Origin of the sequence: Bradyrhizobium sp. 197, assembly GCF_023073375.1 — a bacterium.
Lineage (GTDB): Bacteria > Pseudomonadota > Alphaproteobacteria > Rhizobiales > Xanthobacteraceae > Bradyrhizobium.
The window spans coordinates 166,828-184,432 of the sequence record NZ_JADPJJ010000092.1 but is presented as its reverse complement, the minus strand read 5'-3'; the positions used below and the strand labels follow the sequence as shown (position 1 = coordinate 184,432).

Sequence of the window (17,605 nt, the reverse complement as noted above, 5' to 3'; positions counted from 1 at the left end):
CTTAGGTCTGGGTCCATCCGAAAGAGGCTGCCGTGACGAGCCACAGTGCCGCAATACCTGCGTTCAAACCGGCGGCCACGAACCCAGCGCTGACCGCTTCGCTCGCGGTGACGCTGATTGCAGCCGCGACCATCGCGGGCGCCTGGTTCTTCCAACTGGTGCTCGGGATCGTGCCCTGTCCGCTCTGCCTGGAGCAGCGCTACGCCTATTACCTCGCGATCCCGCTCGGCCTGCTCATCGCTCTCGCGGCGCGGGGCGGTGCGCCGCGGCCGCTGCTGCTCGCGGGCCTTGCGATCCTTGCGCTGGCGAGTCTCGCCAATGCCGGGCTCGGCAGCTATCACGCCGGCGTCGAATGGGGCTTTTGGAAGGGACCGACGGACTGCTCCGGTCCCGTCGGCAATCTCGGCAGCGCCACCGACCTGCTGTCGCGGCTCGACAGCGTGAAGGTGGTCCGCTGCGACGAGGTGCAGTGGCGCTTCCTCGGCCTCTCGCTTGCGGGCTACAATTTGCTGATCTCGCTCTTGATGGCCGCGATCGCCGCGTGGGGATTTGTGGCGGCGGCGAAGCGCTAAGGCTCAATCATCCACGTCGTCCTGCGTGCGGCCGAACAGGTGCACAATGCCAGGCGTCGCGATCGTCACGAAGACGAAACGCGAGAGGTGATGTGCGCCGACGAAGATCGGGTCGATGTGCAGCGTCAGGGCCAGCGCCAGCATGGCGTCCATCGCGCCTGGTGCGTAGGCGACCACGACGTCGGAGAACTTCACCTGTGTGGTGAGCGCCACGATGCCGACGAAGATCGCGGAGACGGCGATGGCGACAGTAAACGAGCCCAGCGCAGCATTGATGTGACCGGCGAGCGTCTTGATCCGCATCCGCGCGAAGCGGCTGCCGATCAAGGCGCCGATGCCGACCAGCGCCACGCCGCGCACCCAGTCCGGCAGGCCGCCCTCGACCCAGCCTGCGCCATGCAGCACGCTCGAGCCGATCATCGCACCGAACATCCAGCTCGCCGGAAACTTGATCAGCCGCAGGAGGAGCGCCGCGGCCAGCGAGGCCGCGACCAACTCGACGAGGTCGAGCGGCGAGGCGATCGTCGTCGTCAGCGACGGTGCGACGGAGGCCGCGACGCCGGAGAACGCCAGCACCATCGGCAGCGCCGCGGTGAGGATGATCACGCGCATGGTCTGCACCACCGCGATGCCCGGCAGGTCGGCGCCGCGCTCGACCGCCAAAATCGTGATCTGCGACAGCGCGCCGGGACTGCCGGCGAGGAAGGCCGAGGTGCGGTCCCAGCCGTGGACGCGCTGAAGATAATAGCTCGAGCCGAAGGTCGAGCAGAAAGTCGCGAGCGCAAGCAGCCCGATGGTGAGCGGATAGGCGCCGACCTGTTGAAGCAGATGGCGCGAGACGACGGACCCTAACGAAATGCCGAGCAGCACCAGCACGGTCTGGGTCAGGATCGGCGGCAGCGTCAATTGGCGTCCGGCGATCGCAGCGATCCCGACCGCGATCATCGAGCCCGAGATCAATCCGCCGGGAAGGCCCGCGAGCAGAAACGCGAGGCCTCCCGCGGTGCCGATGACGAGCGTTTCCACTGTGCTCAAGATCTTGGCACGGCTTGGCAACTCGAACGGCAGGGAGGCGGTGATTTGCTTCACACCGCCTTATCGCAAATCAGCAAGAGGCGCACAATTGCGGCCACGTCATGCCGCAATGCGCGCGCCTCTCGCCGAGAGCCGGCAAAGACCGTGATGGGTTTACTTCTTGTCAGCGGGGGCGGCGGTCGTGCCGGCCTTGGCTTCCTTCATGCATTCGCGGCGGAATTTCTTGCGCTCCTTGCCCTTCAATGCCTTGGCATCCGCCTGCTTCGAGCATTCGAGTGACTCGGCCGAGTGCTCCTTCGGCGCCTTTTTATCGGCGGGCGCGGCAGTGGTCTTGGTGTCGGCTTTGGCCGCCGGCGCGGCAGTCTGCGCGAAGGCGGTGCCGGTGGCGAGCAGGGAGGCGAGGGCGACGACAGCGAGGCGAGATGTGAAGGTCATGGTGCTGCACTCTTCTTGCGGGAATTGCGAAGGGCGCGAAAGTCGGCTCGCCTTGCTGAACGCGACATGAATAATTCGAACGGGCGGGACCACTATATTTTAGCGGCAGGAGCCATCGCTTCCTTGTCGCGAGCCGGCAGCACGCTAGGATAGCAATCCTCGGTCAACTTCCCTCGGGGGAAGATCAAGGAGGAGATCAAGGATGACCATTCAATCAAAGTTGCTGTGTGCAGTTGCGCTGTCGGGCTTTGCCGCTTTGGTGGCGAGTGCGCCGGCGCAGGCGCTGACCTCGCAGGAGTGCAGCGCGAAATATCAGGCAGCCAAGAAGGACGGCTCGCTCGGCACCACGAAGTGGAATGACTTCCGCAAGGCCCAGTGCGGTGCGGACGCAACACCCGCGGCTGCGCCCAGCGCGGCCGCTCCTGCTGCGCCCGCCGCTCCCGCCGAGCCGAAGCAGGCGAAGAAGGAAGCCGCCCCCGCTGCCGCTCCGGCACCGACCCTGCCGGCCGGCCCCGCGATCTATCCGAACGCGGTCGATCCGAAATACGCCAAGGAGACCCCCGGCAAAGGTCGCCTGCACACCTGCGTCGACCAGTACAACGCCAACAAGGCCACCAACGGCAATGGCGGCATGAAGTGGATCGAGAAGGGCGGCGGCTATTACAGCGAATGCAACAAGAAGCTGAAGGGCGCCGCCTGACGCTTCGCGTCGATGCAGAGGCCGGGGCCAAGCTCCGGCCTCTTGCGTTAATCCAGTAGTTTCTCGGCCGATTTCGCCACGAGCTGCGATCGCTTGCGCGGGCCGCGCTCGACGAACAGCAGGCTCTGGCCGAAGATGAAGCAGTAGAACAGGAAGGCCTGCGCTTCAGCCGCCTCGGCTTCCAGGCCAGTCGCGCGGTAGAGCTCGGCGACGTGCTTCAGCCGCGCTGCGTCCACGCTTGCCACCGCTGCCGCGGCGCCCTCGTCCGAACGGGCCCATTGCCGGATCGCAAGCTCGATGGCCATCCCGTCCGGATTGAGCCGCTCGGAATAGAGCTGGATCACAGCCCTCAGCCGCTCACGGGGCTCTTCGCCATCGAGGCTGGTCTGCTGCGCGATCGCCATTGAGCGCCCCTCGCGCCAGCGTTCCAGCATGGCACCGAGCAGTGCGGCACGGTCGGCGAAGCGGCGGTAGAAGCCGCCCTTGGTGACGCCCAGGTTCTTGGCGAGCACCTCGACCCGCACCCCCTCGACCCCCGATCGGGCGAGCTCGGTGAACCCCGCCTCGACCCAGACATCGCCCTTGCCGTCGCTCATGAAGGAAGCCTCACCGGTGCTTGATACGGTGCCGTATTGCTAGCGCGGGAGGAGGCTGATACGCTACCGTATCAGCAATCAAAGGCCGGAAAAGGGCAGGGAGAAATTGCGATGGAGCAGGAGGCGACCTATCGCGGCACGGTCTATCCGTGGCAGTGCGATCACGTCGGCCACATGAACATCATGTGGTATGTCGGCAAATTCGACGAGGCCAACTGGAATCTGTTCGCCCGTCTCGGGCTGACGCCGAGCTATCTGCGCGGCTCCGGCCGCGGCATGGCCGCCGTGCAGCAGAACGTCACCTACAAGCGCGAGCGGCTCGCCGGCGACATCGTCGGGATCCGCAGTCATCTGCTCGAGATCCGGGACAAATCGATCCGCTTCCGGCACGACATGACCAATGCCGAGACCGACGCATTCTGCGAGATCACGGTCGCGCGCATGGACCGTAGCCAGCGCAAATCGGTGCCGTTCACGGATGCCATCCGCGAGACCGCCATGAGGCATCTCGCCGAGCCGGCGGAGGCCTGAGCCATGGCCGCATACGAGCCGAAGAACCCGGGTTATCGCGCGGCTGCCGTCGCCACGTTCGACGGCCAGCCGGCGATGCACACGCTCGGCATCGTGATCGTCCGCCTGGCACCGGGCGAGGTTGAGCTGGCCATGCTGCACTCGCCGGCCCTCACGCAGCAGAACGGTTTTATCCACGCCGGCATTATTACAGCTGGGCTCGATAATGCCTGCGGCGTCGCCGCCTTCACCCTGATGCCGCGCGAGGCGGACATCCTCACCGTCGAGTTTAAGACGACGCTGCTCGCACCGGCCCGGGGCGAGCGTTTCGTCTTCAAGGCAGAGGTGGTCAAGCCCGGCCGCACGCTGACCTTTTGCGAGGCCAAGGCGTTTGCCGAGCAGGACGGCAAGAGCAAGTTGATCGCCACGATGACCGGAACGCTGATGGCGATGCTGCCCCGCGTTACGGCTTCGCAAGCTCCGGCCGCGATCCCCGCATAGCGCGGCGATGACATCGCGCCCGCAACGCATTATATGACGCGTAACAATTCCCGGCCCCGAGCCGTATTTGCGGCGATGGGACCGAAACGGGGCGAGATATGGCCGGAATCAGGAATAAGAGCCTTTTGCCGACGCGGCGCGCGGCATTGACGCTGATCGGAGCCGGCGCGCTCGCGACAGGCGCGATCGCCTCGGCGTTGGCGGCCACCGACAATGACGAGGTGCTGACCGAATCCAAGGTGCTGCGCGACCCCGACGTTCCCGTCGCCGGTAATCCCGACGGCAACATCAGCATTATCGAATGGTCGGACTACAATTGCCCCTATTGCCGCAAGCTCGAGCCGGAGCTGCGTCAGGTCGTCCAGGACGACGGCAAGGTCAGGCTGGTGATGAAGGACTGGCCGATTCTCGGGCCCGTTTCGGTCACGGCCGCCCGGATCGCTCTCGCGGCAAAATACCAGGACAAATACCATCCGGCCCACGACGCCATGATGGGTGTCAGCTCGCGCCTGACCGAGTCGCGCATTGACGAGCTGCTCGCGGCCGCCGGCGTCGACATGAACCGCCTGAAGCGCGATCTCACCGACCATGGCAAGGACATCGATGCCGTGCTCAAGCGCAATAACGAACAGGCTGAGGCCTTCGGCTTCCGCGGCACGCCGTCCTTTATCGTCGGCAAGTACCGCGTGCCTGGCGTGCTCAGCATCAACGACTTCGAGCGGATCATCGCCGACGCCCGCAAGGCCAAGATGAACTGACGCGAGCGATCTTCACTGCGCAACAGAAAGGCGCCGCTGCGGACCCGCGACGGCGCCTCATTCTCGATACGGTGTTGTTACTTCGAGGAGATGCGGACCCAGTCCTTGTGCGCGCGATCGCGCAGCGCGTCCCAGTCGGCCTTGGCGATATCCCAGTTCACGATGGTGCGATTGGTCGTCGCGACCTCGCCATTGGCGACCGACGACGTCTGCATGGAGTCATAGACGTACACGCCGCAGCCGAGCAGCAGCGCGCCCAAGATCATTCCGAAAAAAGTCTGCATGGCGAACCTCCGGTGACGGGCGATAACGTCGGCCCGGAGCAATGGTTCCGCGGCAGTGCGGCGCGGATAAGGTCGGCTTGTTCATCAGCCGTTCAGCCACCCCAGCAGCTCCGCGTTGATCTCGCGCGGATAGGTGTGGCTGAGGTCGTCGATCTCGCGATAGGTGATGACGGCGCCGGCGGCGGAGAGCGTGGCCTGGATCTGCCGCGCGGTCTGCACCGGAAACATCCAGTCGAGCTTGCCGTGGGTGATGAAGATCGGCAGACGCTGCAGGCGCTTGGCGTCGGCCATCTCCGCCATCAGCGGATGAAAGGTCGCCGACACCGGCGCGAGATGTGTGAAGGGCGAGGCGGCCTCTAGCCCGGTGACGTAGCAGAAGGTGCCGCCGTCGCTCATGCCGGTGAGCAGCATGCGCGAGGCGTCGATGGTCCAGCGGTTGCGCACGGTTTCGAGAATGCGCATGAGGTTGGGCGTGTCGGAGTCGTCACCCATCAGCGCCCAGGTCGGGCCCGTCGCGGTCGGCGCCACCAGGATCGCACCAAGACTGCGGGCGTCGCGCAGCCAGCTCCATAGAAAGCCGCGGCCGTTGCCGCTGCCGCCGTGCAGCGCCATCACCAGCGGCATGGCGCGGTCGGGCGTGTAATATTCGGGCACGTAGACCGAAAAGCCGCCGCGGCTGCCGGGCTCGTTGTGGTCGTGGATGATGCCGGTGTGCTCGCCCGCGCCGGCTTCCAGCCGCGACAACAGGTCCACATTCTCGCGATTGGCGGCGTTGAGGAAGAAGCCGCTCACCGGCGGAAACTGCGCCGTCAGCGGATAAAGTGCCTCCTGCGCGCGCGGCACATGGCGTAGCGCGCGGAAGACCGCGACGAAATCGCCATTGCCGCGCTCGACCTCGCGTATTCCGGCAAAGGCGGCGAGCGTCTCGTCGCAGGCACGATCGAGCCGCTCGCACAGTCCTGTGAACTGTTCCGGCCAGGCGTTGATCGCCGCGCGGGCTGATTGCAGCGCCTCATCCGGCGCGCCGATCGCATTCATCACGGTGGCAAAGGCCGGCGGGTGCAAATGTCGCTGGAAGAAGCCGAGTGCTTCCAGCGCGTTGAGCAGCGGCGGCAACACGGCCACGATGTCGTCAACGACGGCCTCGGTCATCGTCGCTTCCTTGCTTGAGTTCGGTTTGTCAGTGCAGCTTCGGCGCCTTCAAGAGCTTGAAGCGATCGGTCGAGGTCACCGTAACGTCGAAGGTGACGCCTTCATGATGGACAGTCAGCGGCACGTCGACGCCGGCTGCGCCCAGCCCCCACATCTTGTTGTAGAAGCCGGTCTGGCTCGTGACCTTCTCGCCGTCCACGGCAAGGATGACGTCGCCGGTCTTGAGCTCGGCACGGGCGGCCGGGCCGTTGGCGGAGATCCCGATCACCACCACGCGGTTGTCGATCTCTGTCGAATAGAGCCCGAGCCATGGCCGTGGCGGCTTGTTGACGCGGCCGAACTTGCGCAAATCGTCCACGATCGGTTTCAACAGGTCGATCGGCACGATCATGTTGACGTGCTCGGCTTTGCCGTCGCGCTCGCGTTCGAGCTGGAGCGAGCCGATGCCGATCAGCTCGCCGCGCTCGTTGAGAAGCGCCGTGCCGCCCCAGTTCGGGTGTGCGGGAAGGGTGAAGATGGCCTCGTCCAGCAGATATTCCCAATAGCCGGCGAACTCCTGCTTGGCCACGATCTGGCTCGCAACCGAACGCGTGCGTCCACCGGCGCCGCCGACCACGACGCGGTCGCCGAGCCGGGTCTCGGCCGAGATACCCAGCGGCAAGGGTTCGACGTCGAGTTGGCCGAGCGCCTGCACCAGGCCAAAGCCAGTGACAGCATCGAAGCCGAGCACATGTCCCTCCACCACGCGCCCGTCTCCGACATGCAGCCACACGGACTCTGCTTCGGTGATCAGATAACCGATGGTGAGCACCAGCCCGTCGTCGATCACGACGCCGTTGCCGGCGCGTTCGGTGCCCAGTGTCTCGGCGCTGAAGGCGTCCGGCGGGATGATGGCATGCAGGCCGACCACGGACGCGAGCGCGCGGTCGAGATCGAAACCATAATCGCTCGCACGCGGCTGATTGGCCAGCGGTACTCTCCATTCGGTCAGGGCGGGCATCGAGTTCTCCTGGCTGAGAGCATTGCTCCGCCGTGGCTAGCGGAACGGCGCGCGAAGCACGCATAATTTAGGCTGGAGGAGGCCGTCTTGAAAGCCTCGTTCCCCAACAATTCCGGAGAACGCCGTGTGAAATCTTTGAACGGCAATGGAACGGTTCATGCTCGGTCGGCAGGGCGGCCTCCGGCATTGGCCGCATGGCTGCTGTTCGGCGAGGTGCTAGGCGCGGTACAATGAAGCTGCTAACCATTGCCGCTTCGTTTGACGCAGGGATCACGGACCGAAGCATGGACAACCGCAGCGACATCTGGCGTGGCATCGACACGATCAAGGCGCGTTTCATCGACCTCAGCGACAAAGTCTGGGGCATGCCCGAGGTGTGCTACACCGAGGCGCGGTCAGCCGCAGAGCATCTCGCCGAGTTGCGTCATCAGGGCTTTCGCATCACCGAGAACGTCGCGGACATTCCGACCGCGGTGTTGGGCGAGTGGGGTGAGGGCGGACCGGTCATTGCCTTCATGGGGGAATATGACGCGCTGCCGGGCCTGAGCCAGGAGGCGGGCGTCGCGGAACATCGGCCAATTGAGACCGGTGGCCATGGCCATGGCTGCGGTCATAATCTGCTCGGCTCGGCGGCGCTGCTGGCCGCGACCGCGGTGAAGGACTGGCTCGCCGAGAACAAGTTGCCAGGCCGCGTGCGTTATTACGGCTGCCCGGCGGAAGAAGGCGGCGCAGCAAAAGCATTCATGGTCCGCTCCGGCGCGTTCGAGGACGCTGATGTCGCCATCACCTGGCACCCGAGCAGCTTATGGGAGGTGGCGGTGACGCCGTCCCTCGCTAACACGCGCGCCGATTTCATCTTCACCGGCCGTACCTCGCATGCGGCAGCCTCGCCGCATCTCGGCCGCTCCGCGCTCGACGCGGTGGAGCTGATGAATGTCGGCGTGAACTATATGCGCGAGCACATGCCGAGCGATGCTCGCGTCCACTACGCGGTGCTCGATACCGGCGGGATCGCGCCGAACGTGGTGCAGGCCCACGCGCGTGTGCGCTATTCGATCCGCGCCCGCGACCTGTCCGGCATGAACGAGCTGGTCGGGCGCGTGAACAAGATCGCGCAGGGCGCAGCCCTGATGACAGAGACCAAGATGGAGATGAAGGTCATTTCCGCGGTCTCCAACATCCTGCCCAATGCTCCCTTGGAGCAGGCGCTGCACCGGGTCATGGAAGAGCTCGGCCCGCCGCATTTCGACGACGCCGACAAGACCTTCGCGACCCAAATCCGCGCGACGCTGAGCGACAAGGACATCGCCGCGGTCTATTATGCGATCGGCATGGAGCCGACCGATCGGCCGCTGGCCGACTTCCTGGTGCCGCTCGATGCCAAGCGTAACCCGCAGGTCGGCTCGACCGATGTGGGTGATGTGAGCTGGGTGGTGCCGACCGTGCAGGTCCATTCACCCACGGTTGCAATCGGCACGCCTTTCCATACCTGGCAGGTGGTTGCGCAGGGCAAGAGCGCGCATGCGCACAAGGCCATGGTGCAGGCCGCCAAGGCGATGGCCGGCATCGGCATCAAGGCGTTGACGGAGCCGGAGCTGATCAAGGCCGCCAAGGCTGACCTCGAGAAGCGGACGGCCAAGACGCCTTACGTCTGTCCGCTGCCGGACCACATCGCGCCACCGCTCGACATGTCCGTGGCGTAGAATTTCGCCTCGATACTTCGTCTGATCCGGCGAACAAATTTTCTGCAGTGCAGCGCGGAATCCAGCTTGTTTTGATGCTGGATTGCCGAACGGATGGGCTGCGGAATATGGTTTTGCCCAACAGACAGTCAGAAGACCGTTTGCATACACACGCTCGCTGTTGACGCGCACCCCATTCGGTGTGCCATCTACCGCCAGCCAAGCCCGGTGGTCGCCTCGCGCGACCGCCTGCATCCATACGGGAACCAGACGGGGGACAACCATGCTGGATAAAGAACTACGTTCGATGATCGGTGACGTGAAGGACGGGCGGATGGATCGCCGCGGCTTCATTCAGCGCCTGGCTGCCGTGGGTCTCACCGCGCCTCTGGCCAACCAGATTCTCGCGCTTGGCGGTGTCGCGATGGCTGAGGGCGTCTCGACCTACAAGCCGACCAAGCGCGGCGGCGGTGGTGCGCTCAAGCTGCTGTGGTGGCAGGGGCCGACCCTGCTCAATCCGCATTTTGCCACCGGCACCAAGGACCAGGACGGCGCGCGCCTGTTCTACGAGCCGCTCGCCTGTTGGGATCCCGACGGCAACATGAAGCTGGTTCTGGCCGCCGAAATTCCCTCGATCCAGAACGGCGGCCTCGCCGCCGACGGCAAGTCGGTGACCTGGAAGCTCAAACCCGGCGTCAAATGGCATGACGGCACGCCGTTCACAGCCGACGACGTCGTGTTCAACTGGGAATATGGCAAGGATCCGGCGACCTCCGCGCTGACGATCGGGACGCTCCGCGACATCACGGTCGAGAAGGTGGACGACCTCACGGTCCGCATCGTCTTCAACAAGCCGACGCCGTTCTGGGCCGACGCCTTTGTCGGGGCTCCCAATACCCTCATCCCGAAACATCTGTTCAAGGACTATATGGGGTCCAAATCGCGGGAGGCGCCGAGCAACCTCTCGCCGGTCGGCACCGGCCCCTACAAGTTCGTCGAGTTCAAGCCGGGCGATGTTGTCCGCGGCGTGATCAATCCCGATTATCACATGGCGAACCGCCCCTATTTCGATTCGATCGAGATGAAGGGCGGCGGCGATGCCGTCTCTGCCGCGCGCGCGGTGATCCAGACCGGCGAGTATGATTTCGGCTGGAACATTCAGGTCGAGGACGACGTGCTGCTGCGCCTGGAGAAGGGCGGCAAGGGAAAGACCGTCTACGCAGTCGGCGGCGACACTGAATTCATCGCACTGAACTTCACCGATCCCAACACCGAGGTCGATGGCGAACGCTCTTCGATGAAGACCAAGCACCCGCTGTTTTCCGATCCGGCGGTGCGCAAGGCGCTCTCGTTGCTGATCGATCGCGAGTCGGTCAAGAAGGCGATCTACGGCCGCGCCGGCCGCACCTCCGCCAACTTCCTCAACGGGCCGGAAAAATTCGTCTCCAAGAACACCTCATGGGAGTTCAGCGTGGAGAAGGCCTCGAAGATCCTCGACGATGCCGGCTGGAAGCCGGGCGCCGACGGCATCCGCGAGAAGGACGGCAAGAAGCTGAAGCTCGTCTACCAGACCTCGATCAACGGCCCGCGCCAGAAGACCCAGGCGATCGTCAAGCAGGCCTGCCAGAAGGCGGGCATCGAAGTCGAGCTGAAATCGGTCGTCGCCTCCGTGTTCTTCTCCTCCGACGTCGGCAATCCCGATACCTACTCCAAGTTCTACGCCGACATGGAGATGTTCCAGATCCCGCTGAGCCAGCCCGATCCGTCGCAACACATGCGTCGCTACCTTTCGAACCTTGTCGCCACCAAGGAGAACAAGTGGCAGGGCACCAACTTCCCGCGCTGGGTCAACAAGGACTACGACGCGACCATCCAGGCCGCCGACGGCGAGATGGATCCGGTCAAGCGCGCGGCGCTCTACATCAAGGCCAATGACCTCATGTACCAGGACACCGTGTTCATCCCGGTGCAGCACCGCCTGAAGGTCGAGGCGGCCGCCACCAATCTGCGCCCGGTCATTTCCGGCTGGGCCAACGAGACCGACAATTTGTTCGACTGGTATCGCGAGGAATGATCACGCGCGCCTAGAGCGGGTCCTTCTCTCATGAGTCAGTATGTCCTGCGTCGCCTCCTGATCGCGATTCCGAGCCTGCTCGGAATTTCGCTCGTGCTCTTCGTCGTGCTCGCACTAGCGCCGGGCGATCCGTTCTCGGAACTGGCGACCAATCCGAACGTGCCGCCCGAAGTGCAAGCCGCGCTTCGGGCGAGGTTCGGCCTCGACGATCCGATCTACCTTCGTTACCTGCACTGGCTCAACGCCATGCTGCACGGCGACTGGGGTTTCTCCTTCGTCAGCCGGATGAACGTCGACACGCTCATTCTCCAGCGACTGCCTACGACGCTTTACGTAATCGGCTCGGCGCAGATTCTGGCGCTCCTGATCGCGATCCCGGTCGGGGTCTATGCCGCGACGAAACCTTATTCGCTGTTCGACCAGGTCGCCAACACGCTCGCCTTTGTCGGCTTCTCGCTGCCGACCTTCTTCACCGGCATCCTGTTCATCCTGATCTTCTCGGTCACGCTGGACTGGCTGCCTTTCGTCTACACGACCGATATCAAGGGTACGGGGATTCACTGGGTGCTGGAGATGATCCGTCAGGCGATCATGCCGGTAGCGGTGCTCGGCCTGTTCCAGGCTGCGTCGATGACGCGCTTCGTGCGCTCGGCGATGCTCGACGTGATCCGGCTGGATTACGTCACCACCGCGCGCGCCAAGGGCATCGGCCAGCGACGGGTGATCGTCAAGCACGTGATGCGCAACGCGATGATCCCGGTCGTCACGCTCATCGCGTTACAAATCCCGGCGGTGTTCGGCGGCGCCATCGTCACCGAGCAGATTTTCCGCATCCCCGGCATCGGCTCGCTGCTGATCTCCTCCATCCTTTCAAACGACACGCCGGTGGTGATGGCCGTCACCTTCGTCTTTGCGTGCCTCGTCGTGCTGTTCAATCTCATCGCGGACGTTCTTTATGGCTGGCTTGACCCTCGCATCTCCCTCCGCTGAGCGGCGGGTCTACTCGCCCTGGCGCGAGACGTGGCGGCGCTATAGCCGCCACAAGCTTGCCGTGGTCAGTGCGTTCCTGCTCCTCATTCTGATCCTGGCGGTGGTGGCCGGCCCCTTTGTCTGGCGGGTCAAGATCGACGACATCGATATCGTGGCGGGCATGCAGGGGCCGTCGCTGGTCCATCCCTTCGGCACCGACGATCTCGGACAGGACATCCTCGCCCGCATGATCTATGGCGGGCGCATCTCGCTCGCGGTCGGCCTCGCCGCGATGCTGGTCTCGGTCTTTGTCGGTGTGCTGATCGGCTCGCTTGCCGGCATGTCGCGCGGTGCGCTCGGCCATGGGCTGATGTGGCTCACCGATCTCTTTTTGTCACTGCCGCAATTGCCCCTGCTGTTGTTGCTGATCTATCTGTTCCGCGACGGGCTAAAGGCCGCGTTCGGCCCGGAGGGCGGCATTTTCATCCTGATCGTGCTCGTGATCGGTGGCTTGCGCTGGATGCCGGTCGCCCGGCTCGTTCGCGCGCAGTTCCTGTCGATCCGTGAGAAGGAATTCGTCGAAGCCGCGCGCGCGCTCGGGGCGAGCCCGGTGCGGCAAGTGGTCCGCCACATCCTGCCCAATGCGCTCGGTCCGGTGATCATCGCCGGCACCATCGACGTCGCCGCCGCCATCATCGCGGAATCGACACTGTCCTTCCTCGGCCTCGGCTTCCCTCCGGATACACCGACCTGGGGTCGGCTGCTCTATGACGCCAAGGATTTCCTCGACATCGGGCCGCACTGGGCTCTGTTTCCGGGCGGCGCGATCTTCATCGCGGTGGTCGCCATCAACTTCATCGGCGATGGCCTGCGTGATGCGCTCGATGCGCGGCGGGTGATCTGATGGCGCCGCTGCTCGAGATCAAGGGACTGAAGACCCACTTCTCGACCGACGACGGCATCCTCCAGGCCGTCGACGGCGTCGACATCTCCATCAACAGGGGCGAGACGCTTTGTGTCGTCGGCGAATCCGGCTGCGGCAAGACCGTCACCGCGATGTCGATCCTGAAGCTGATCGCGATGCCGCCGGGCCGCATCGCTGCGGGCGAGATCATCTTCGAGGGCCGCGATCTGGTGCCGCTGACGAGCCGCCAGCTCGACGAGATCCGCGCCAAGGAAATCGGCTTCATCTTCCAGGAGCCGATGACTTCGCTCAATCCGGTGCTCACCATCGGCGAGCAGATCGCCGAGAGCCTGCGCCGCCACGAAGCGGTGACCAGGAAGCAGGCGCTCGAGCGCACCATCGAGATGTTGAAGCTGGTGCAGATTCCCAACGCCGAAGGCCGCGTGCACAACTATCCGCACCAGTTCTCCGGCGGCATGCGCCAGCGCGTGATGATCGCGATGGCGCTCGCCTGCAAGCCGAAGCTGATCATCGCCGACGAGCCCACCACGGCCCTCGACGTCACCATCCAGGCGCAGATCCTCGACCTGCTCCAGGATATGAAGGAACGCTTCGGCATGGCGGTGATGCTGATCACCCATGCGATGGGCGTCGTCGCCGAGACCGCGCAGCGGGTCGTCGTGATGTATGCCGGCAAGGTGGTGGAGGAGGCGCCTGTCGACGACCTCTTCAGCAATCCCGGCCATCCCTATACGCAAGGACTCATCCGCTCGATCCCGCGCATCGATCTCGACAGCGAGCACAAGACGCGCCTGGAGGCGATTGGCGGCTCGGTGCCGATCCTGATCAATCCGCCGGTCGGCTGCCGCTTCGCCCCGCGCTGCCGCCACGCCATGAACGTCTGCACCGAGAAGGAGCCGCTGCTGCGCCAGATCGCGCCCGGCCACCGCATGGCCTGTCATCTCGGCGATACGCAGTTGGAAGGTGCGGCATGAGCGAACCCCTGCTGCGCGTCAGCGGCCTGAAGAAATATTTCCCCGTACACGGCGGGCTGTTGTCGCGCCAGGTCGGCAGCGTCTACGCGGTCGACGGCGTCTCGTTCTCGGTCAATCGCGGCGAGACGCTCGGCCTCGTCGGCGAATCCGGCTGCGGCAAGTCGACGACGGGACGCTGCGTGCTGCGCCTGATCGAGCCGACCGACGGCGAGGTGGTGTTCGACGGCCAGGACGTCCGCCAGCTCGGCGGCACCAATTTGCGCGCGATGCGGCGGAACATGCAGCTCGTGTTCCAGGATCCCTTCGCCTCACTCAACCCGCGCATGACGATCGGCGCGATCCTCGGCGAGGCGCTGATCATCCATAAGCTTGGCTCATCGGCCAAGGAGCGTGAGGATCGCGTCGCGAGCCTGCTGGTGAAGGTCGGGCTCAAAGCCGAGCATATGCGCCGCTATCCGCACGAATTCTCCGGCGGCCAGCGCCAGCGCATCGTGATCGCGCGTGCGCTCGCGGTCGAGCCGAAGCTGATCGTCTGCGACGAACCGGTGTCGGCGCTCGACGTGTCGATTCAGGCCCAGGTCATCAACCTGCTGGAAGATCTTCAGGCCGAGTTGAACCTCACCTATCTCTTCGTCGCGCATGATTTGTCGGTGGTCGAGCACATCTCCGACCGCGTCGCGGTGATGTATCTCGGCCGCATCGTCGAGCTTGCCAAGGCCAGCGACCTCTATCGTAACCCGCAGCATCCCTACACCAGGGCGCTGTTGTCCGCGGTGCCAGTGCCCGATCCCAGGCTCAAGCGCGAGCGCATCCGTCTCAAGGGCGACGTCCCGAGTCCGATGAAGCCGCCGTCAGGCTGCCACTTCCACACCCGCTGTCCGATCGCCCAGCCGCGCTGTTCGGAGAGCGCCCCTGAGCTGAGGGAAGGCGCAGGCGGGCATTTTGTGGCGTGCCATCTGGCGTGAGGCCGGGGGGTACGGCGCTGATAATCGCTTGAGGCGGCGTTCATTCGCTACGCCGCCGGGGCGTGACGGCTTCGCCCGTTGCCGTATCATCCATCCAGCGTGAAGCCGACGCGTAGTGTGACCTGGTAGTGGCGCACGGCACCGTTCTCGATGTGGCCGCGCGTCTGCACCACCTCGAACCATTTCATCTCGCGAAGAGTCTTGGCGGCACGGCTGATCGCGTTCTTGATCGCATCCTCGATCGAGGTCTCCGACGATCCGACCAGTTCCAGGATTTTGTAGACGTGATCCGTCTCGCTTGTAGGCATAACCATTCTCCCCTTTTGCTGTGGCGAAGCCGCCTATGTCTGTCGCGGACAGTCGGCGCTCGCAAGACATCCAGCCTCGACTCTGAACGGATGCCGGCGCTTCGGGTTCCGTCCCCCGGCGCTCGCCCCGCTAGACCCTGTCCATGGCCGTGGCTTCTTTTTTTAAGCGCACGGAAATGTGGGTCGCGCCTGCGCACTGCGCTCCCGAATTGGTGCACGGTCGCGGGGCTGCTCTTGCCCGTTCCGATGTACCGGGTCGATTTCGAAACGCAGGCGGGCGTGCCCAAACTCAGTGCGGCGTTCTATCGCGACGTGGTGGCAAGGAATGCGATCGGGGTGTGAGGCGCTGCCTCTGAACCCTACGGATCCAGCTCCGTGTCCCAGTAGAGATAATCCAGCCAGCTATCATGCAGATAGTTTGGCGGAAACAGCCGGCCGTTGCGGTGGAGCTGGTGCACGGTCGGCGCGAAGGCGTGCTGGCGCGGAAACATTTTTGCCTGGACCGGCGTGAGATTGCCCTTGCGCAAATTACAAGGCGAGCAGGCCGCGACCACGTTCTCCCAAGTGGTCTGGCCGCCTTTGCTGCGCGGGATGATGTGGTCGAAGGTGAGGTCTTCGGGCGAGCCGCAATATTGGCAGTTGAAGCGATCGCGCAGGAAGACGTTGAACCGGGTGAAGGCGGGGTGGGTGGTCGGCTTGACGAAGGATTTGAGTGAGACGACGCTCGGCAGCTGCATTTGCAGCGTGGGACTATGCACCGCCTGATCGTAATGCGCGACGATGTTGACGCGGTCGAGGAACACCGCCTTGATCGCGTCCTGCCACGACCACAAAGACAGTGGATAGTAACTCAGCGGCCGGAAGTCCGCATTCAGCACCAACACCGGCCAATGACCTTGCGAGACATGTGCGTTCAAGTAACGCTCCTGGCCTCCAATGTACGCTGCGAAGCAGCATGTACTGACATACTACATGCAGCGTGACGGGATTGTGAAGCCCGTTGAGCGAGTTATTCCGGCGCAAAGCAATGCGGCCGGGAAGTGGCAAAGCGCTCAAAAACGCCGTGATTTGCGGGAATGAGGACGACGTCGGGGGAGCCGGCGTCTTCCTGACAGCGCGTCGCGGCGTTGCTGGGGCAGCTACTCCCGCACCCGCTCCAGCTTCTGCAAACATCGCGTCCCGCGCACCGCCGCCGGCATCTCCTCGTCCGGAAAGCTGGTCTTCCAGTCGGTGACGCCGACCTCGCCGACATAGATGTCGCCTCTAGAATCCAGCGCGATGCCGTGCGGGGCCAAGAACTTTCCGCTCGCAACGCCGGGGCCTTCCTCGCCGCCGAGCCGCGCGATGCGGTTGCCCTTCGCATCCACGATTGACAGCCGCGGGCCGAGATTGGGCACCTTGCGGTTGACGGCGAGGCCGGGGCCGAGTTCCCCGATGACGAAGGTCGGGGTTTTGCCGCCGCCGCAACAGCACAGCGCGCAGGGGCGGTGCAGATTGTTCCACTGCGTCTCGTACCTGCCGTTGCCGTCGAACACCTGCACGCGGTGGTTCTCACGGTCGGCGACATAGACAAAACCGTCGGAGTCGGTGGCGATGTTGTGCACGATATTGAACTGGCCGGGATCGGTGCCGGGCTCACCCCAGCTCTTCATCAGCTTGCCATCGGGCGTGAACTTGTGCACGCGCGCATTGCCATAGCCGTCGGAGACATAGATTTCGCCCTTCGGCGACAGCGCGGTGTGGGTGCAGCGGTGGAAGGGATCGCCGCTCATGAACGGTGATGGTTTTTCGGGAATGCCGATCGTCAGGAGCACCTTGCCGTCGGTGGTGCATTTGCGCACGGTGTGGTCGCCGTCGTCGGTGCAATAGAGATTGTCGTCGGCATCGATGTGCAGGCCATGGGCGCGCGAGAACAGACCTTCGCCCCAACTGCCGAGAAAACTGCCCTCGCGGTCCAGTACGACCATCGGATGGGCCCCGCGATTGAAGACGTAGACGCGGTCCTTGCTGTCGACCGCGACCGAAGCGACGTCGGTGAGCTGCCATCCGTCGGGAAGTTTCGCGAAATTTTCGACGACGCGGTAGCGGTGTTCGCCGGTGCCGAGAATGGCTGGCATGGGTGGTCCCTTCCTATAGCTATTTCTGTCGTGCTCGTTTGCATCCGC

General features: G+C 64.3%; 20 protein-coding genes. 11 read left to right on the top strand and 9 right to left on the bottom strand.

Annotated features, from left to right (window positions below; genetic code table 11):
* Positions 1-32: 32 nt before the first annotated feature.
* The gene (locus IVB27_RS21290; RefSeq protein WP_247445198.1) at positions 33-572 is read left to right on the top strand and encodes a disulfide bond formation protein B; all 540 of its coding nucleotides are present in this window, start codon (positions 33-35) and stop codon (positions 570-572) included.
* 3 nt (positions 573-575) lie between these two features.
* On the opposite strand, the gene IVB27_RS21285 is transcribed toward IVB27_RS21290, so the two are convergent.
* Together IVB27_RS21285 and IVB27_RS21280 are read right to left on the bottom strand one after the other, a co-directional pair.
* A complete protein-coding gene (locus IVB27_RS21285; RefSeq protein ID WP_247445197.1) occupies positions 576-1,661 on the bottom strand; it encodes an AbrB family protein in 1,086 nt (361 codons plus the stop codon).
* Between the two features lie 99 nt (positions 1,662-1,760).
* Positions 1,761-2,042, bottom strand: a complete 282-nt coding sequence (locus IVB27_RS21280; protein ID WP_247445196.1) for a PsiF family protein — start codon at positions 2,040-2,042, stop codon at positions 1,761-1,763.
* A gap of 202 nt (positions 2,043-2,244) precedes the next feature.
* Here IVB27_RS21280 and IVB27_RS21275 point away from each other — a divergent pair, with 202 nt between their 5' ends.
* Positions 2,245-2,742 carry a hypothetical protein gene (locus IVB27_RS21275; RefSeq protein WP_247445195.1) on the top strand — a complete coding sequence of 166 codons (498 nt, stop codon included), beginning with the start codon at positions 2,245-2,247 and terminating at the stop codon, positions 2,740-2,742.
* A 47-nt stretch (positions 2,743-2,789) separates the two neighbouring features.
* Here IVB27_RS21275 and IVB27_RS21270 read toward each other — a convergent pair whose 3' ends face one another.
* On the bottom strand, positions 2,790-3,338 hold the full coding sequence (locus IVB27_RS21270) for a TetR/AcrR family transcriptional regulator (protein ID WP_247445193.1): 549 nt from the start codon (positions 3,336-3,338) through the stop codon (positions 2,790-2,792).
* Positions 3,339-3,449: 111 nt separating this feature from the next.
* On the opposite strand from IVB27_RS21270, the gene IVB27_RS21265 reads away from it, so the two are divergent.
* From IVB27_RS21265 to IVB27_RS21255, 3 genes are all read left to right on the top strand, one after another.
* Entirely contained in the window at positions 3,450-3,869 is a 420-nt protein-coding gene (locus IVB27_RS21265) for an acyl-CoA thioesterase (protein WP_247445192.1), read from the top strand.
* A 3-nt stretch (positions 3,870-3,872) separates the two neighbouring features.
* The gene (locus tag IVB27_RS21260) at positions 3,873-4,349 is read left to right on the top strand and encodes a PaaI family thioesterase (RefSeq protein ID WP_247445191.1); all 477 of its coding nucleotides are present in this window, start codon (positions 3,873-3,875) and stop codon (positions 4,347-4,349) included.
* A 98-nt stretch (positions 4,350-4,447) separates the two neighbouring features.
* Positions 4,448-5,107 (top strand): DsbA family protein, encoded by a 660-nt coding sequence (locus IVB27_RS21255; protein ID WP_247445190.1) that lies wholly within the window; start codon positions 4,448-4,450, stop codon positions 5,105-5,107.
* A gap of 77 nt (positions 5,108-5,184) precedes the next feature.
* Here the strand turns inward: IVB27_RS21255 and IVB27_RS21250 are convergent, their stop codons facing one another.
* The 3 genes from IVB27_RS21250 to IVB27_RS21240 form a co-directional block, all read right to left on the bottom strand.
* Positions 5,185-5,391: a hypothetical protein gene (locus tag IVB27_RS21250; protein ID WP_247445189.1), complete on the bottom strand. Its 207-nt coding sequence runs from the start codon at positions 5,389-5,391 to the stop codon at positions 5,185-5,187.
* Between the two features lie 84 nt (positions 5,392-5,475).
* The gene (locus IVB27_RS21245; protein ID WP_247445188.1) at positions 5,476-6,543 is read right to left on the bottom strand and encodes an alpha/beta hydrolase family protein; all 1,068 of its coding nucleotides are present in this window, start codon (positions 6,541-6,543) and stop codon (positions 5,476-5,478) included.
* A gap of 28 nt (positions 6,544-6,571) precedes the next feature.
* Positions 6,572-7,543, bottom strand: coding sequence for a S1C family serine protease (locus IVB27_RS21240; RefSeq protein ID WP_247445187.1), 972 nt, complete (start codon positions 7,541-7,543; stop codon positions 6,572-6,574).
* A gap of 284 nt (positions 7,544-7,827) precedes the next feature.
* Between IVB27_RS21240 and IVB27_RS21235 the strand changes: the two genes are divergently transcribed.
* The 6 genes from IVB27_RS21235 (at position 7,828) to IVB27_RS21210 (ending at position 15,132) form a co-directional block, all read left to right on the top strand.
* Complete coding sequence (locus tag IVB27_RS21235; protein WP_247445186.1) at positions 7,828-9,246, top strand: M20 family metallopeptidase; 1,419 nt, start codon at positions 7,828-7,830, stop codon at positions 9,244-9,246.
* Positions 9,247-9,508: 262 nt separating this feature from the next.
* Entirely contained in the window at positions 9,509-11,299 is a 1,791-nt protein-coding gene (locus tag IVB27_RS21230) for a peptide ABC transporter substrate-binding protein (RefSeq protein ID WP_247445185.1), read from the top strand.
* Positions 11,300-11,329: 30 nt separating this feature from the next.
* Positions 11,330-12,289, top strand: a complete 960-nt coding sequence (locus IVB27_RS21225) for an ABC transporter permease (RefSeq protein WP_247445184.1) — start codon at positions 11,330-11,332, stop codon at positions 12,287-12,289.
* Entirely contained in the window at positions 12,255-13,172 is a 918-nt protein-coding gene (locus IVB27_RS21220) for an ABC transporter permease (protein WP_247445183.1), read from the top strand. Before IVB27_RS21225 ends, IVB27_RS21220 begins: the two co-directional genes overlap by 35 nt.
* Positions 13,172-14,167: an ABC transporter ATP-binding protein gene (locus IVB27_RS21215; RefSeq protein WP_247339882.1), complete on the top strand. Its 996-nt coding sequence runs from the start codon at positions 13,172-13,174 to the stop codon at positions 14,165-14,167. Before IVB27_RS21220 ends, IVB27_RS21215 begins: the two co-directional genes overlap by 1 nt.
* Positions 14,164-15,132 carry an ABC transporter ATP-binding protein gene (locus IVB27_RS21210; RefSeq protein ID WP_247445181.1) on the top strand — a complete coding sequence of 323 codons (969 nt, stop codon included), beginning with the start codon at positions 14,164-14,166 and terminating at the stop codon, positions 15,130-15,132. Before IVB27_RS21215 ends, IVB27_RS21210 begins: the two co-directional genes overlap by 4 nt.
* 86 nt (positions 15,133-15,218) lie before the next feature.
* Here IVB27_RS21210 and IVB27_RS21205 read toward each other — a convergent pair whose 3' ends face one another.
* The 3 genes from IVB27_RS21205 to IVB27_RS21195 all read right to left on the bottom strand — a co-directional run bounded on the left by IVB27_RS21205 (position 15,219) and on the right by IVB27_RS21195 (position 17,557).
* A complete protein-coding gene (locus IVB27_RS21205; protein ID WP_247339886.1) occupies positions 15,219-15,440 on the bottom strand; it encodes a dodecin in 222 nt (73 codons plus the stop codon).
* A 359-nt stretch (positions 15,441-15,799) separates the two neighbouring features.
* Positions 15,800-16,357: an HNH endonuclease gene (locus IVB27_RS21200; RefSeq protein ID WP_247445180.1), complete on the bottom strand. Its 558-nt coding sequence runs from the start codon at positions 16,355-16,357 to the stop codon at positions 15,800-15,802.
* Positions 16,358-16,579: 222 nt separating this feature from the next.
* Positions 16,580-17,557 (bottom strand): peptidyl-alpha-hydroxyglycine alpha-amidating lyase family protein, encoded by a 978-nt coding sequence (locus tag IVB27_RS21195; protein WP_247445179.1) that lies wholly within the window; start codon positions 17,555-17,557, stop codon positions 16,580-16,582.
* Positions 17,558-17,605 lie beyond the last annotated feature (48 nt).

Coding starts and splice junctions, on each gene's coding strand:
- IVB27_RS21280 (WP_247445196.1), bottom strand. CDS start 2,042: ATGACCTTCACATCTCGCCTCGCTGTCGTCGCCCTCGCCTCCCTGCTC.
- IVB27_RS21275 (WP_247445195.1), top strand. CDS start 2,245: ATGACCATTCAATCAAAGTTGCTGTGTGCAGTTGCGCTGTCGGGCTTT.
- IVB27_RS21270 (WP_247445193.1), bottom strand. CDS start 3,338: ATGAGCGACGGCAAGGGCGATGTCTGGGTCGAGGCGGGGTTCACCGAG.
- IVB27_RS21265 (WP_247445192.1), top strand. CDS start 3,450: ATGGAGCAGGAGGCGACCTATCGCGGCACGGTCTATCCGTGGCAGTGC.
- IVB27_RS21260 (WP_247445191.1), top strand. CDS start 3,873: ATGGCCGCATACGAGCCGAAGAACCCGGGTTATCGCGCGGCTGCCGTC.
- IVB27_RS21255 (WP_247445190.1), top strand. CDS start 4,448: ATGGCCGGAATCAGGAATAAGAGCCTTTTGCCGACGCGGCGCGCGGCA.
- IVB27_RS21250 (WP_247445189.1), bottom strand. CDS start 5,391: ATGCAGACTTTTTTCGGAATGATCTTGGGCGCGCTGCTGCTCGGCTGC.
- IVB27_RS21245 (WP_247445188.1), bottom strand. CDS start 6,543: ATGACCGAGGCCGTCGTTGACGACATCGTGGCCGTGTTGCCGCCGCTG.
- IVB27_RS21240 (WP_247445187.1), bottom strand. CDS start 7,543: ATGCCCGCCCTGACCGAATGGAGAGTACCGCTGGCCAATCAGCCGCGT.
- IVB27_RS21235 (WP_247445186.1), top strand. CDS start 7,828: ATGGACAACCGCAGCGACATCTGGCGTGGCATCGACACGATCAAGGCG.
- IVB27_RS21230 (WP_247445185.1), top strand. CDS start 9,509: ATGCTGGATAAAGAACTACGTTCGATGATCGGTGACGTGAAGGACGGG.
- IVB27_RS21225 (WP_247445184.1), top strand. CDS start 11,330: ATGAGTCAGTATGTCCTGCGTCGCCTCCTGATCGCGATTCCGAGCCTG.
- IVB27_RS21220 (WP_247445183.1), top strand. CDS start 12,255: ATGGCTGGCTTGACCCTCGCATCTCCCTCCGCTGAGCGGCGGGTCTAC.
- IVB27_RS21215 (WP_247339882.1), top strand. CDS start 13,172: ATGGCGCCGCTGCTCGAGATCAAGGGACTGAAGACCCACTTCTCGACC.
- IVB27_RS21210 (WP_247445181.1), top strand. CDS start 14,164: ATGAGCGAACCCCTGCTGCGCGTCAGCGGCCTGAAGAAATATTTCCCC.
- IVB27_RS21205 (WP_247339886.1), bottom strand. CDS start 15,440: ATGCCTACAAGCGAGACGGATCACGTCTACAAAATCCTGGAACTGGTC.
- IVB27_RS21195 (WP_247445179.1), bottom strand. CDS start 17,557: ATGCCAGCCATTCTCGGCACCGGCGAACACCGCTACCGCGTCGTCGAA.